We start from the raw sequence: 12,819 nt of genomic DNA, 5'->3' as shown, positions 1-12,819 counted from the left end.
TCCCTTGTTGTTAACGAAACGTTAAGGGGTATTTACAGTCCGTGTCAATTATGAGGATGGATTGATTTTTGCGGCATGGTTACTCGCGTGGCGCCAACGCGACTATTGTGCAACAGGTCGACGGCCGCGCGGCCCCGCCAGCCGATGATTTTGGCATTGACCGACCTGATGCGGATTGACGGGGCATCATCACTGGTCGCCTATTTCTTGCCGGTCCTGACCAGCTTCGGTTTCACCGCAACACGGTTCTGACGGCCGTAGCTGGTAATGAAATCGACGATGCGCGGCACAATTTCGGAGCGGAAGCGCGAGCCGTTGAACACCCCATAATGGCCGACCGCCGGCTGCATGTAATGGGCGTGCCTGTCAGCCGGGATGTTGATGCACAGGTCGTGCGCAGCCTTGGTCTGGCCAAGGCCGGAGATGTCGTCGTTCTCGCCCTCGACCGTGAACAGGGCGACATTGCGGATCGCCGAAGGGTCGACCGCCACGCTGCGATGCGTCATTTTGCCCTTGGGCAAGGCCTGGCGGACAAACACGGTGTCGACGGTCTGCAGGTAGAATTCCGCCGTCAGATCCATCACCGCCAGATATTCGTCGTAGAAGTCGCGGTGCTTCTCGGCATTGTCACCGTCATGCTTCACCAGGTGCATGAAGAAGTCCTTGTGGGCGATGATGTGGCGGTCGAGGTTCATGCTCATGAACCCCGAAAGCTGCAGGAAGCCGGGATAGACCTCGCGGCCGAAGCCCGGCACCGGCCAGGGCGCGCGCATGATGACGTTGTCGCGGAACCAGTCGATGCCCTTTTCCTGCGCCAGCAGATTGACCGCCGTCGGATTGCGGCGCGTGTCGATCGGCCCGCCCATCAGCGTCATCGTCGAGGGCACGAACGGATCACCCTTGGCTTCCATCAGTGCCGCCGCCGCCAGCACCGGCACCGAAGGCTGGCACACCGCCATCACATGGGTGTCGGGGCCCAGCGCATGCAGCATGTCGACGATGTAGTCGATATAGTCGTCAAGATCGAAGCTGCCGTCGGCCAGCGGCACCATGCGGGCGTCGACCCAGTCGGTGATGTGCACGTCGGCATAGGGCAGCATCGCCTCCACCGTGCCGCGCAGCAGCGTCGCGTAGTGGCCCGACATCGGCGCGACGATCAACAGCTTCGGATCCGGCCGGCGCCCAGCCGGAACCGCCCGCTCGAAACGAACCAGGTTGCAGAACGGCCGCGACCAGACTGTATGTTCGCTGACCTCGACGGTTTTCCAGTCGACCACGGTCTTGGTCAGGCCGAATTGCGGCTTGCCGTAGCGGCGCGTCGTGCGTTCGAACAGTTCGGCCGTTGCCGCAACCGAGCGGCCCCAGGACGTGTGTGAAACCGGATTGAGCGGATTGGAGTAGAACAGGCGCATCGCATCGGCATAGAGGCGGGCCGGCTGCAAAGCTGCGTGGTTCAGTTCGTAGAGCTGGTAGAACATCGAGAACCCCGCTGCCGACTGCGATCGAAGGGCCGACGAGCAGCGCCGAGCCTTGAATGCCTTGCGGGGAAGTTAGCAACAATCTGCTGCGATGCAATACGTCAACTTGCGTGATTTATGCTCGTTCTTTCGTCCAAGGCGTTGAGAATCCGCCTGGAACGGCAACAGCCGGCTCAATGTGCACCTGCGAAGGCCTGGCAAGCAGCACGGCTATTGGGGACGAGCGTCGGAGGCGGTGTCCGGCCGTGGCGGCCGTTAGACCCGTGCCATGCAGACAGCGGTGTGACCCGAGCTGATGAAGCCAAGCTGGCTGGCGGCGCCCTTCGACAGATCGAGCATCCGGCCCCTGATAAACGGGCCGCGGTCGTTTATACGCACGACGACGCTGCGGCCATTGTTGCGGTTGGTCACCTTCAGCTTGGTGCCGAACGGCAGGCTGCGATGCGCTGCGGTCAGCGCCGACGGGTTCATGCGTTCGCCGGAAGCGGTTCTGGAATGCAGTGAGTACCAGGAGGCACGGCCGCACTGAGCGGCGGCGCTGGCACTGGATGCGCCGACCATCAGGCCAGCCGCGATAGTGGCCGCGACAAGCGCGGTCCGGTTGCTTTTGTTCATGTGTTGGGGACTGGCTCCGTTGACAGACCCGCAGCGGTTAGGGGCGAATGAGGCAGCAAATGCGGCAATGATCTGTCGGTTCCATGACAATGTTACACGTTTGGAGTCGGTGCGAAACAATTTGTCAGAGATTTCCCGCAGAGCGGCACAGCTTCCTTGATGATCTTTGCTCCGATCGCCGCATGTGTTGCGCAAGATCAGAGGTTAGCATCTAAGTAGAAGATGACGTGATCGGGCCGCTTCTTTTCGCTCTTCCACCGGTACGAGGGCACGGCTGGCGATCGACTTTGAAAAGGAGTTTGCAACGATGAGATTGATCAAAAATCTGCTGGCCTTGATTGTGCTCGCCATCGGCGTGCTGTGGTCATTGCAAGGCATCGGTTGGGTCCAGGGCAGCTTCATGACCGGCCAGTCGCAATGGCTCTATGCCGGCATCGTGACGGTGCTGGTCGGCCTGGGCGGCCTGGCCTGGGCGAACCGCTCGCGTGGTTGAGCAGGCGTCCATGCTCAAGCTCCCTTCAGAGCAGCACACAGCGGACCGTGGCAGCCCGGTCACCGCGACCAGTATTGCCAGCCCCAGTAGAAACTTTCGTCGCGCGGTGGCAGGCGGTTGCGCTCGGCATCCAGCTGGACCGGCGTCGGCGTTTTGCGTTCGCCGTCAGGCGGCTGTTTGTCTCCGGCCTTGATCAGGCGGAGCCAATGGCCGAAATGCGCAAACAGTACAGCGGTGGAATGGGGCATCGTCACGTCTCCGGTCCGGTTACTCCCGCCCCGCCCACGGGACGAGCACCCGCTCGATCCTGCGGATGATGAATTCGAGCACGAAGGCAATGGCCGCGATCACCAGTATGCCCATCACCACCACGTCGGTGACGAGGAACTGGGCAGCGGACTGGATCATGAATCCGAGCCCGCGCGTCGCTGCCACCAGTTCGGCGGCAACCAGCGTCGACCAGCCGGCGCCGAGCGCGATGCGCAGACCGGTCAGGATCGAGGGCAGCGCGCTGGGCAGGATGACGTGCCTGATCACCTGGCGCTGCGTGGCGCCAAGCGAGCGCGCTGCATTGATGCGCTCCTGCGAGACGCCGCGAACACCCGATGCCGTCGACAGCGCAACCGGCGCCAGCATGGCAAGGGCAATCACCAGGATCTTGGACGGCTCGCCAATGCCGAACCAGATAATGATCAGCGGCAGATAGGCGAGCGGCGGGATCGGCCGCAGGAATTCGAGCAGCGGATCGAAGATGCCGCGCCCGATCGTGCTGATGCCGATAGCCAGGCCGATGGGAACGCCGATGACAAGGGCGATGATCAACGCCGCAAACACCCGCCACACGCTGGCGGCGATATGCTGGAGCAGCGTCGCGTCGACAAAGCCGTCACGGGCGACGACGGCAAATTTGTTCCAGACTGCCACGGGCGACGGCAGGAAAACCGGCGACACCAATTGCAGGCGGGCCGATACCGTCCACGCCGCCAGCATCATCAGAATGGTGATCGCGCTAACCACGCGGGCCGAAACGCGGCTGCGTCTCGGCCGCGGCCGCGACCATGGCACCGACAGCGCGTCGCCTCCGTCGTCGACCTTGGAGCGCTGCGGCCGCTCGGTATAGGAGGTAATGGTCATGCTGCCTCCCCTTCGAAGATCGCGTCGGTCAGCTCGCCGCGCGCCGCGGCGAAGGCGGGATCGGCCTTGATGCTGCGAATGGCCTCGCCGGCTGCATAGCGCCGGCTGAAGCCGGTCTCGAAGCTCCACACCACCCGGCCAGGGCCGGGAGCGAGCACAATGATACGGGTTGCCAGCACCAGGGCTTCCTCGATGCCGTGCGTGACCATCAGCACGCCGACCTGGCTTGCCGTCCACAGATCGAGCAGCGTTGTCTGCATGCGTTCGCGTGTCAGCGCATCGAGCGCGCCCAGCGGCTCGTCGAGCAGCAGGAATTGCGGCTCGGCCGCCAGCGCCCGGGCCAGGCCGACCCGCTGGCGCATGCCGCCGGAAAGCTCCCAGATGCGCTTGTCGCCGGCGCCGTCGAGCTTCACCAGCGCCAGAAGCTTGTCGGCGCGCCGCGCCCGTTCAGCCGCCCTGACACCGCGCAGCCTGAGCGCAAAGGCGACATTTTCCCGCGCGGTCAGCCACGGAAACAGCGCGTCGTTCTGGAACACGACGGCGCGCTCAGAGCTTGGCGCCGTGATCGGCCTGCCGCCAATCGTGGCGCGTCCGCGCACAGGCTGGACCAGGCCCGCAGCGACATTGAGCAACGACGTCTTGCCGCAGCCGGAGCGGCCGACCAGGACGACGAAGTCATCCTTGGCGATCTCAATCGACACATTTTCGACCGCTGGCGCCGGCTGACCGTCATAGTGGACCGAGACCTTGTCGAGCACGAGATGCGTCATGGGAACCTCGCCGATATTCCGAATCTGTCTGCCCCGAAGCCGCTCCTCGCAAGCGGTTCGGGGCAGGGAGCACGCGGCGTCAGGGAAGGAGAACCGCGCGCATTGCCGTCAGTTCGAGGCAAGCGCTTCGCTGACATATTTCGACGACACGTATTTCGAATAATCCGGCAGCACGGCGTCGATCTTGCCCTGCTCCTTGAGGAAGGCCGATGTCGCCTCGACTGCCTTGACCGTGCCGCCGCCGAGGAACTTGTCCGAGGCTTGCTCCTCGAGCGTCGGGAAGACATAGCCCCTCAATAGTTGCGGCACGTCCTCCAGCTTGGCCCCGGTGATCGTGGCGATCTTCGCCGCTTGCGGCGACGTCACCGACCAGACGTCCGGCTTGGCCAGGAACTCGGCATAGGCCGCGCCCGTCACTTTGACGAAGTCGCGCACCGCTTCCGGGTTCCTTTCGGCGAAGTCGGTGCGCACGATCCAGGCGTCGAAGGTCGGCGCGCCCCAGGCGGCGACCTGGGAGGAATCCAGCACGACCTTGCCCGTCGTCTTGATCTGGCCGAGTGCCGGATCCCAGACATAGGCGGCGTCGATGTCGCCGCGCGCCCATGCCGCCGCGATCTCCGGTGGCCGCAGATTGAGAATATCGACCGACTTCGGGTCGACACCCTCATGCTTCAGCGCGGCAAGCAGGCTGTAATGCGTCGTCGAAACGAAGGGCACCGCCACCTTTTTGCCGGCAAGGTCGGCGGCCTTCTCGATGCCGGCGCCGTTGCGGGCGACAAGGGCCTCGGATTCGCCGATCAGCCCGACAACGAAGATTGTCTGGATTGGAAGCTCGCGGCTCGCCGCCGCCGCCAGCGGGCTCGAGCCGACATAACCGATGTCGACCGAACCGGAAGCGATGGCGGCGATCACGTCGGCGCCGGAATCGAATTTCCGCCAGTCGATTGCCGCCTTGGTCGCGCTCTCATAGGCGCCGTCGGCCTGCGGCACCTTCGAGGGTTCGACGACCGTCTGGTAGCCGATAGTGATCTTGAGGTCCTGCGCATCGGCTGGGCCGAGAAAGGCCGCACCAGCCAAGGCCGCCGAGGACAAGAGAACGATACGTCGCGAAATGGTGGACATGAAAGGCTCCTTGGAAACGAGAAAAACCCGGATTGCGTTTCATAGTCATCTAACTCTATCGTTCTTGTAGAGTTAAATCCTTCCAATCGGTTCGGTCTTGTTAGAAAAAGTCATCTGGTTATGGCAGTTGCACATTCGCACGCTTCTGGGTGACGGGACGGCCCGGGTGAGAACCATCGTCCTTGCCCGGCGAACCTCTTCCACGTCGTCCATGCGCGCAACAAGGATTTCCCGTTTTCGCCCTTGCATCGGCAAACCCGTGCTGTGAATAGCCAAGAAATTAGAAACAAGTTCCCTGTGTTCGCGGTTAAGTCTAGTATCCTTATCGACATTGAAGGATTGGAGAGGACGATGAGCGACGCCACCCTCCTTATTGCCGCGCGCGGCATGCTTTGGCCTTCAAATTCAGGGGCAGAAGCTGCTGTCGGTATTCTCGCCGATGGGGACATTCCTGCCGCCGGCCAGTTTGGCGGTGCGCCATTGGCGGCGGCTTCTGTGCTTCCAAGAGCACAAGCCCCGGCCAAAATGGCCATTGCGGCGTGAAAACGAAGCAAAATCAACGTTTCTCGGCTTGTATATCATGTCACTAGAATTTATCTGTAGTGACAGCTTGGACGCGGCGGGGAGGCACGCCAGGCGTTTCGCAACCGGTGGCCTTGCGCCGTCGCATGACAGAGAAACGTTCGGGTTATGCTCACGAAAAAAGGTAAATACGGCCTCAAAGCGCTCGTCCATCTGGCGCGCCTGCCGGTTGGACAGCTCGCCTTCGTCAACGACATCGCCACAGGAAACAATATTCCGAAGAAGTTCCTCGATGCGATCCTTGGCGAATTGCGCAATGCCGGTTTCGTTCAGAGCCGCAAGGGCAAGGAGGGCGGCTACCGGCTGGCACGCCCGGCGGACGAGATCAAGGTCGGCCACGTCGTGCGCGTGCTCGACGGACCGCTTGCCCCCATTCCTTGCGCCAGCCGCACCCAGTATCAGCGCTGCGAAGACTGCAACGAGGCGACATGCCAAGTCCGACACCTGATGCTGGAGGTCCGGCAGGCCATCGCCGAGGTGCTGGACCAGCGCAGCCTCGCCGAAATGCGCGACATCGCCGGCGACGAGGATTTTTCGGCGGCGTTGAAAATCCAAGCCTGAACCAATCTCTCCTGAGCCGGCGACGATCGCCAGGACAGCTGGTGTGCGCATGACCGTGCGCGCTACGCCAAGTTCGATCATCATTGTCGGCGGCGGTGCCAGCGGCGTCGTGCTTGCCGCGCATCTGCTGAAGTCGCCCAATCCCGATCTACGTGTCAGCTTGATCGAAAAACGCCCTCATTTTGGGCAAGGCATGGCCTATTCAACGCTGCTGTCGGCGCATGTGCTGAATGTCAGCGCGTCGGGCATGAGCGCCTATGCCGATGATCCCGGCAATTTCTCGCGCTGGCTGCTTGAACGCGGCCTGGCAACGCCGGAACAGGCGCCGGTCTATGCGCCGCGCAGCGTCTACGCCCGCTATCTCAAGGAGTTGCTCGACGAGCTCGAGGCGCGTGAGCAGCAGACGGGCCGGCTGCGCCTGATCCGCGAGGAGAGCCTGTCGATCTCGCCGACCGCGTCAGGTGTCGAAGTGGCGCTGGCCAACGGCACCAGCGTGGTTGCGCATCTTGCCGTGCTCGCCACCGGCCACGACGAAGAGCCGGGGGCGGGGCAGGGGCATGCGATCAGGATGGGATCCGAGGCGGATACTGCGCTCGATCCCGAAGCCCGAGTCCTGGTGCTGGGCACCGGCTTGAGCATGGTGGATGCCTTCCTGTCGCTTGAGCAGCGCGGCCACCGCGGCGCGATCGTCGCGGTGTCGCGGCGCGGCCTGCTGCCTTCGCCGCATCGCAAGGGCAATCCGATCAAGCTCGACGTTGCCGACATTCCGCTCGGCACCCAGCTTTCCTATTTCGTCGGCTGGTTCCGCGACCTGATCCGGGAAAACCAGAAGGCCGGCATCGACTGGCGCGACGTCGTCGACGGTCTGAGACCCTTCAACCAGAAGATCTGGCAGAACTGGCCGTCCTCGGCCAAGCGCCGCTTCGTCGAGCACACCAAGGCCTGGTGGGACATCCACCGCCACCGCATGGCGCCTGAAGTCTACGCCCGCGTTGCCGAGGCGGTGCAAGCGGGCCGCATCCGCCTTGTCGCCGGGCGCGTCGTCGAGATCGCAGCCGGCGACGGCTTCAGCGTACAGGTCCAGTCGCGCCACACGCAGCAGCTCGAAAGGTTCGACGTCACCCGCATCTATGATTGCACAGGCATCGCCAGGGACATCTCGACCACCTCGAACAGCGTGGTGCGGTCGCTGGTCGAGCGTGGGCTGGCACGGCCGGATCCGCTGCGCCTCGGCCTCGACGTGACCGCGAACTGCGAGGTCATCGCCGGCGACGGCACGGTATCCGCCAAGATCCTCGCCGTCGGGCCACTGACGCGCGGCACCTTCTTCGAAATCGACGCCATTCCCGATATTCGCGTGCAGTGCGCGCGGCTGAGCAAGCGCTTGCTCGGATGAGGCCGCCTCTGTCTTGACGCGATCTCGGACGCAGGACACCTGCCGCCGGGTGAAAAGATCTCGGCCACATAGCCGCGTTCGGTGAAGGCGAACCAAGGGTGCGGGAGCTCGCTCCACCAGAAGCCGACCGTCCAGCCCGTGGTGGTCGAGACAGCCGGGTTGGCGATGACGCCACACGTTTCGGCTGTCTCGCATTGACCGGATTGGTGTCGCGGGCGCTCATCTTCGTTCTCCTCCATGGATTTTGTAGCCGGCCAGGCCGTGAGCCGCGACCCTGGCCAGATGACCGGGCAAATTCTGCTTCCGTTGTCACCGTGCCTTGCCTAGCATTGGCGCATGACCCAACGGGGAAGACTGTACGGCTGTCCGGTCGAGTTCGCGCTCGACGCGCTCGGCGGCAAATGGAAGACGGTGATCCTGGCGCGGATCAAGGAACAGCCGATGCGCTATTCCGACCTGCGCCGGCTGATCCCCTCACTCTCCGACAAGATGCTGACGCAGCGCCTGGCCGAGCTTGTCGAGATCGGCTTCGTCACGCTCGAGACGTCGCCGGACGGCAAGGGGCGCTATGCCTTGACCGGGCGCGGTGAAGATCTCGCCGCCGCGCTCCAGGCGCTCTACGACTGGGGCAGCGTGCACGGCCGCGCCGAGGGCGTGCGTTTTCGCACCGACAGCGCAGCCACCACCTAGATCAATTCCGGGAAAAGCGCGAAGCGGTTTTCCGTCCGCAATGTGTGAAGACAAAGCGATGGAGCGGTTCGGCGTTGCCGTGAAACGGTGGGTCGCGCCGGCAAGCCGATTGCCCTCAACCCGCGCCGGCAAGCGCGCGGCAGAAGCTTGCGACATCGGTGACGACGGCTTCGCCGAGGAAGCGTAGCGTCGCCATCGAGCGGTCGCGCGCTTCGCGGTTGCCGAAGCCACAGGCGTCCTCGATTACCACGGCGACAAAGCCATTGTCGGTCGCCTGGCGAACGGTCGGCTCGATGCCGATCTCCATGGCGATGCCTGCGAGCGCTATCGTGCGCACGCCGCAATCGCGCAAGGCAAAGCCGAGCGCGGTGGAATCGAAGGCCGACATCGTGAGCTTGTCGAACACCGCCTCGTCCGCGCGGGGTTCCAGCTCGGGCACGATCCGCGTCGCTTCGGCGTCGCGCGGGAACCACGGCTCGACCGTGTCGGGGCTGTCGCGCCGCTGCCAGGCCATGGCGGTGCGCAGCTGCGTCGCGCCCATCCATTTGCGCGGCAGCGACAGATGGCGCGTGAACGCCACCCGCATTCCGGCCCCGCGCGCCGCTTCCAGCACCGTGCCGGTACGCTCGACGATGGTGGCGGCGCCGGCCACTTGGCGGCAGATGCCGACCTGCATGTCGTAGACCACCAGCGCCGTGCGGCGCGGATCGCACCACTCAGGCAGGCTGGCCGGGATTTCGATCCCGTCGCTCGACCGGATCATGCTGCAGTCCGGTCCCATGGTTTGGCGATATCGACCGTCGGATCGAACAGGAATTCCAGCGGCAATGGCGCGTCGAAGGCGATGAAGTGCCATTCCAGCAGCCCGGCCTTGGACAGCGGGAAGTCCTCGGTGTATCGCCTCGCTTCCGCGACGCTGTCGAGCTCGAAGACGATGATGACGCCGCCAATATCGCCGCGCGCATAATTCTCGCGCACGATCCCCGCCTTCCAGAGCCGCCAGACATTCGACACTTCGTCGCGCAGATAAGGCCGCAAATCGTCGAGCGTGACGCCGGGCTTGAAATTGTCATAGGCAAGAATCTTCATCGGCCATTCCTTGCATTGCTGTTCGCCCAACGCCGGGTAGCATGGCGGAATCGGCGGCGGCAACGAACGAGATGGTGCGTTTAGTCCCAGGCAGGTTCTGCAAATCTTTTGCCCTGCCTGCAGGCCGGCGAAGCTTTCTCGAAATTCCATTCCCCTGCTGGCGGCCGGATTGGCACGATCTATCTTCTTTCCAACTGCAAACGGCTGGAAAAGACGGTAGGTTGCCGTCTTCCAGGGCGGTTGCTCATTCTGGCAACGGAGCATCTGACATGAGCAAGCACAAGATCGTGGCACCGGACGATGCATCGTCCCGCCTGCGCCCGCCCTATGCCTCGGTTCTCGACCTGATCGGGCAGACACCGGTCGTCGAGCTGACCAAATTCGACATCGGCAAGTGCCGGCTGTTCATCAAGCTCGAAAGCCAGAATCCCGGCGGCTCGATCAAGGACCGCATAGCGCTGTCGATGATTGCCGCCGCCGAAAAACAGGGCAGACTGAAGCGCGGCGGCACCATCGTGGAGGCGACTGCCGGCAATACCGGTCTTGGCCTCGCCCAGGTAGGCATCCCCAAGGGCTACCGCATCATCCTCGTCGTGCCCGACAAGATGTCGCGCGAAAAAATCCAGCATCTGCGGGCGCTCGGCGCGGAAGTGCGCATGACGCGTTCCGATGTCGGCAAGGGCCATGCCGAATATTATCAGGACATGGCCGAAAAGATCGCCGCCGAGTTGCCCGGCGCCTTCTACGCCAACCAGTTTGCCAACCCGGCCAATCCGCTGGCCCACGAAACCACGACCGGGCCGGAAATCTTTCAACAGCTCGGAGGCGATGTCGATGCGGTGGTCGTCGGCGTCGGCTCCGGCGGCACGCTGACCGGGCTCGGCCGTTATTTTGCGAAAGTCTCGCCGAAGACCGAGATGATTTTGGCCGATCCGGTCGGCTCGGTGCTGGCACCGTTGATCAAGACCGGCAAGATGGTAGAGGCCGGAAGCTGGACCGTCGAAGGCATCGGCGAGGATTTCGTGCCGCCCAATGCCGATCTGTCGCTGGTCAGGAAGGCCTATTCCATCCCCGACAAGCAGAGCATGCTTGCGGTGCGCGACCTGCTTTCGAAGGAAGGCATTCTCGCCGGCTCGTCGTCCGGTACGCTGCTTTCGGCAGCGCTTCGCTATTGCCGCGAGCAGACGGTGCCGAAGCGCGTCGTCACCTTCGTCTGCGACAGCGGCAACAAGTACCTGTCGAAAGTCTTCGACGATTTCTGGCTGGTCGAGCAGGGCCTGGCCGAGCAGGAGCAGCATGGCGATCTGCGCGACCTGGTCATGCGCACGCTCCGCACCGGCGATGTCGTGTCCGTCGGCCCGGACGAAAGCCTGCTCAACGCCTATGGCCTCATGCGCCGATCGGATGTCTCGCAGCTGCCGGTGCTGGACGAGGGCAAGCTCGTCGGCATCATCGACGAAAGCGATATCCTCGCCAAGGTCGAAGGCCCCTATGACAGCCGCTGGGACCGCTTCAAGGCCCCGGTCAGTACGGCTATGACCTCTACCCTGCACACGCTGCAAGCCAGCCAGACGCTGGACGCGTTGCTGCCGGTCTTCGATCGCAACGAGGTCGCCATCGTCTTCGACGGCGACGAATTCATCGGCCTGATAACACGCATCGACCTGATCAACCATCTGAGGCGCGCCCGATGACCGTCAAAGCCACCGTATCGGGCAAAAACCGCCTCGCCTTTTCGACGCGCACCATCCATGGCGGCCAGAGCCACGACCCGACGACGGGCGCGGTGATGGTACCGATCTATGCCACGTCGACCTACGGTCAGCAGAGCCCGGGCGTGCACAAGGGCTTTGAATATGCCCGCAGCCAGAACCCGACCCGCTTCGCCTTCGAGCGCGCGGTGGCCGACCTCGAAAGCGGCACAGCCGCCTTCGCCTTCGCTTCGGGGCTGGCGGCGATCGCAACCATTTTCGAATTGCTCGATTCAGGCGCGCATATCGTCGCGACCGACGACATCTATGGCGGCACGTTCCGGCTGCTGGAACGGGTGCGCAAGCGCTCGGCCAATTTGCAGGTCGACTTCGTCGACTTCACCGACCTTGCCGCGGTCGAGGCGGCGATCCGCCCGGAAACCAAAATGCTCTGGGTCGAGACGCCGACCAACCCGCTGCTGCGTGTCGTCGACCTCGAAGGCGTCGCAGCACTTGCTAGGCGCAAAGGCGTGCTCTCAGTCGCCGACAACACTTTCTGCAGCCCCTATCTGCAGCGGCCGCTGGAGCTCGGCATCGACATCGTGGTCCATTCGACGACGAAATACCTCAACGGCCATTCCGACATGGTCGGCGGCGTCGCCGTGGTCGGCGACAACAAGGATCTCGCCGACCGGCTGAAATTCCTGCAGAACGCCATCGGCGCCATTTCAGGGCCGTTCGACAGTTTCCTGGCGCTGCGCGGCTTGAAGACGCTGGCGCTGAGGATGGAGCGTCATTCGTCGAACGGCCAGAAGATCGCGCACTGGCTGGAAAGCCGTCCCGACATCCGCCGTGTCATCTATCCCGGCCTGCCCAGCCACCCGCAGCACGCCATCGCCAGGCGGCAGATGCACGCCTTCGGCGGCATGATCACGGTCGAGCTCGACCGCGACCTCGCCGGCACCAAACGCTTCCTCGAACATACGCAACTGTTCACGCTGGCCGAAAGCCTCGGCGGCGTCGAAAGCCTGATCGAGCACCCGGCGCTGATGACGCACGGCTCGATCCCGGCGAAAAAACGCGCCGAGATCGGGATTTCGGATTCGCTGGTAAGGCTGTCGGCCGGGATCGAGGACGGCGATGATCTGATTGCGGATCTGGATCGGGCGCTGGCCAGTTGAGCCGGATAGCGAGACGT

Annotated in this window: 15 protein-coding genes; 7 read left to right on the top strand and 8 right to left on the bottom strand. The window is 63.5% G+C overall.

Features of this window, described 5'->3' with window-relative positions:
* Positions 1–200 precede the first annotated feature (200 nt).
* Together NKI59_RS02830 and NKI59_RS02825 are read right to left on the bottom strand one after the other, a co-directional pair.
* Positions 201–1,478: a polyhydroxyalkanoate depolymerase gene (locus NKI59_RS02830; protein WP_352702220.1), complete on the bottom strand. Its 1,278-nt coding sequence runs from the start codon at positions 1,476–1,478 to the stop codon at positions 201–203.
* A gap of 255 nt (positions 1,479–1,733) precedes the next feature.
* Positions 1,734–2,093, bottom strand: coding sequence for a septal ring lytic transglycosylase RlpA family protein (locus NKI59_RS02825; RefSeq protein ID WP_352453649.1), 360 nt, complete (start codon positions 2,091–2,093; stop codon positions 1,734–1,736).
* A gap of 307 nt (positions 2,094–2,400) precedes the next feature.
* Here NKI59_RS02825 and NKI59_RS02820 point away from each other — a divergent pair, with 307 nt between their 5' ends.
* Positions 2,401–2,586 (top strand): hypothetical protein, encoded by a 186-nt coding sequence (locus tag NKI59_RS02820; RefSeq protein ID WP_352453650.1) that lies wholly within the window; start codon positions 2,401–2,403, stop codon positions 2,584–2,586.
* A gap of 59 nt (positions 2,587–2,645) precedes the next feature.
* Here the strand turns inward: NKI59_RS02820 and NKI59_RS02815 are convergent, their stop codons facing one another.
* The 4 genes from NKI59_RS02815 to tauA all read right to left on the bottom strand — a co-directional run bounded on the left by NKI59_RS02815 (position 2,646) and on the right by tauA (position 5,612).
* On the bottom strand, positions 2,646–2,834 hold the full coding sequence (locus NKI59_RS02815) for a hypothetical protein (RefSeq protein WP_352453651.1): 189 nt from the start codon (positions 2,832–2,834) through the stop codon (positions 2,646–2,648).
* A 19-nt stretch (positions 2,835–2,853) separates the two neighbouring features.
* Complete coding sequence (locus tag NKI59_RS02810; RefSeq protein ID WP_352453652.1) at positions 2,854–3,720, bottom strand: ABC transporter permease subunit; 867 nt, start codon at positions 3,718–3,720, stop codon at positions 2,854–2,856.
* The gene (locus NKI59_RS02805; protein WP_352453653.1) at positions 3,717–4,490 is read right to left on the bottom strand and encodes a taurine ABC transporter ATP-binding protein; all 774 of its coding nucleotides are present in this window, start codon (positions 4,488–4,490) and stop codon (positions 3,717–3,719) included. Before NKI59_RS02805 ends, NKI59_RS02810 begins: the two co-directional genes overlap by 4 nt.
* 108 nt (positions 4,491–4,598) lie before the next feature.
* On the bottom strand, positions 4,599–5,612 hold the full coding sequence (gene tauA / locus NKI59_RS02800; RefSeq protein ID WP_352702216.1) for a taurine ABC transporter substrate-binding protein: 1,014 nt from the start codon (positions 5,610–5,612) through the stop codon (positions 4,599–4,601).
* A gap of 351 nt (positions 5,613–5,963) precedes the next feature.
* On the opposite strand from tauA, the gene NKI59_RS02795 reads away from it, so the two are divergent.
* The 4 genes from NKI59_RS02795 (at position 5,964) to NKI59_RS02780 (ending at position 8,841) form a co-directional block, all read left to right on the top strand.
* Positions 5,964–6,155 carry a hypothetical protein gene (locus NKI59_RS02795; protein ID WP_352702214.1) on the top strand — a complete coding sequence of 64 codons (192 nt, stop codon included), beginning with the start codon at positions 5,964–5,966 and terminating at the stop codon, positions 6,153–6,155.
* A gap of 147 nt (positions 6,156–6,302) precedes the next feature.
* Positions 6,303–6,755 (top strand): RrF2 family transcriptional regulator, encoded by a 453-nt coding sequence (locus NKI59_RS02790; RefSeq protein ID WP_023675902.1) that lies wholly within the window; start codon positions 6,303–6,305, stop codon positions 6,753–6,755.
* A gap of 49 nt (positions 6,756–6,804) precedes the next feature.
* Positions 6,805–8,151, top strand: a complete 1,347-nt coding sequence (locus tag NKI59_RS02785; RefSeq protein ID WP_352702212.1) for an FAD/NAD(P)-binding protein — start codon at positions 6,805–6,807, stop codon at positions 8,149–8,151.
* A gap of 336 nt (positions 8,152–8,487) precedes the next feature.
* Positions 8,488–8,841 (top strand): winged helix-turn-helix transcriptional regulator, encoded by a 354-nt coding sequence (locus tag NKI59_RS02780; RefSeq protein ID WP_023675899.1) that lies wholly within the window; start codon positions 8,488–8,490, stop codon positions 8,839–8,841.
* Positions 8,842–8,956: 115 nt separating this feature from the next.
* Here the strand turns inward: NKI59_RS02780 and NKI59_RS02775 are convergent, their stop codons facing one another.
* Together NKI59_RS02775 and NKI59_RS02770 are read right to left on the bottom strand one after the other, a co-directional pair.
* Entirely contained in the window at positions 8,957–9,604 is a 648-nt protein-coding gene (locus NKI59_RS02775; protein ID WP_352702210.1) for a cysteine hydrolase family protein, read from the bottom strand.
* Entirely contained in the window at positions 9,601–9,930 is a 330-nt protein-coding gene (locus NKI59_RS02770) for a hypothetical protein (RefSeq protein ID WP_023718782.1), read from the bottom strand. The genes NKI59_RS02775 and NKI59_RS02770 overlap by 4 nt, the downstream gene beginning before the upstream one ends.
* A 269-nt stretch (positions 9,931–10,199) precedes the next feature.
* Between NKI59_RS02770 and NKI59_RS02765 the strand changes: the two genes are divergently transcribed.
* Positions 10,200–11,624, top strand: coding sequence for a pyridoxal-phosphate dependent enzyme (locus tag NKI59_RS02765; protein WP_352684270.1), 1,425 nt, complete (start codon positions 10,200–10,202; stop codon positions 11,622–11,624).
* Complete coding sequence (locus tag NKI59_RS02760; RefSeq protein WP_352684272.1) at positions 11,621–12,802, top strand: cystathionine gamma-synthase; 1,182 nt, start codon at positions 11,621–11,623, stop codon at positions 12,800–12,802. The genes NKI59_RS02765 and NKI59_RS02760 overlap by 4 nt, the downstream gene beginning before the upstream one ends.
* Positions 12,803–12,819 lie beyond the last annotated feature (17 nt).

The sequence above is a fragment of the Mesorhizobium sp. M0598 genome, from assembly GCF_040320865.1.
In the GTDB taxonomy this organism is placed as follows: domain Bacteria; phylum Pseudomonadota; class Alphaproteobacteria; order Rhizobiales; family Rhizobiaceae; genus Mesorhizobium.
The sequence above is the reverse complement of the archived record's forward strand: the minus strand, read 5'-3'. Positions and strand labels throughout refer to the sequence as shown.

Bases quoted from the DNA above. Each gene is read 5' to 3' on its own strand.
- NKI59_RS02805 (WP_352453653.1), bottom strand. From the start codon at position 4,490: ATGACGCATCTCGTGCTCGACAAGGTCTCGGTCCACTATGACGGTCAG.
- NKI59_RS02775 (WP_352702210.1), bottom strand. From the start codon at position 9,604: ATGATCCGGTCGAGCGACGGGATCGAAATCCCGGCCAGCCTGCCTGAG.
- tauA (WP_352702216.1), bottom strand. From the start codon at position 5,612: ATGTCCACCATTTCGCGACGTATCGTTCTCTTGTCCTCGGCGGCCTTG.
- NKI59_RS02810 (WP_352453652.1), bottom strand. From the start codon at position 3,720: ATGACCATTACCTCCTATACCGAGCGGCCGCAGCGCTCCAAGGTCGAC.
- NKI59_RS02830 (WP_352702220.1), bottom strand. From the start codon at position 1,478: ATGTTCTACCAGCTCTACGAACTGAACCACGCAGCTTTGCAGCCGGCC.
- NKI59_RS02760 (WP_352684272.1), top strand. From the start codon at position 11,621: ATGACCGTCAAAGCCACCGTATCGGGCAAAAACCGCCTCGCCTTTTCG.
- NKI59_RS02785 (WP_352702212.1), top strand. From the start codon at position 6,805: ATGACCGTGCGCGCTACGCCAAGTTCGATCATCATTGTCGGCGGCGGT.
- NKI59_RS02765 (WP_352684270.1), top strand. From the start codon at position 10,200: ATGAGCAAGCACAAGATCGTGGCACCGGACGATGCATCGTCCCGCCTG.
- NKI59_RS02780 (WP_023675899.1), top strand. From the start codon at position 8,488: ATGACCCAACGGGGAAGACTGTACGGCTGTCCGGTCGAGTTCGCGCTC.
- NKI59_RS02820 (WP_352453650.1), top strand. From the start codon at position 2,401: ATGAGATTGATCAAAAATCTGCTGGCCTTGATTGTGCTCGCCATCGGC.
- NKI59_RS02815 (WP_352453651.1), bottom strand. From the start codon at position 2,834: ATGCCCCATTCCACCGCTGTACTGTTTGCGCATTTCGGCCATTGGCTC.
- NKI59_RS02790 (WP_023675902.1), top strand. From the start codon at position 6,303: ATGCTCACGAAAAAAGGTAAATACGGCCTCAAAGCGCTCGTCCATCTG.
- NKI59_RS02770 (WP_023718782.1), bottom strand. From the start codon at position 9,930: ATGAAGATTCTTGCCTATGACAATTTCAAGCCCGGCGTCACGCTCGAC.
- NKI59_RS02795 (WP_352702214.1), top strand. From the start codon at position 5,964: ATGAGCGACGCCACCCTCCTTATTGCCGCGCGCGGCATGCTTTGGCCT.
- NKI59_RS02825 (WP_352453649.1), bottom strand. From the start codon at position 2,093: ATGAACAAAAGCAACCGGACCGCGCTTGTCGCGGCCACTATCGCGGCT.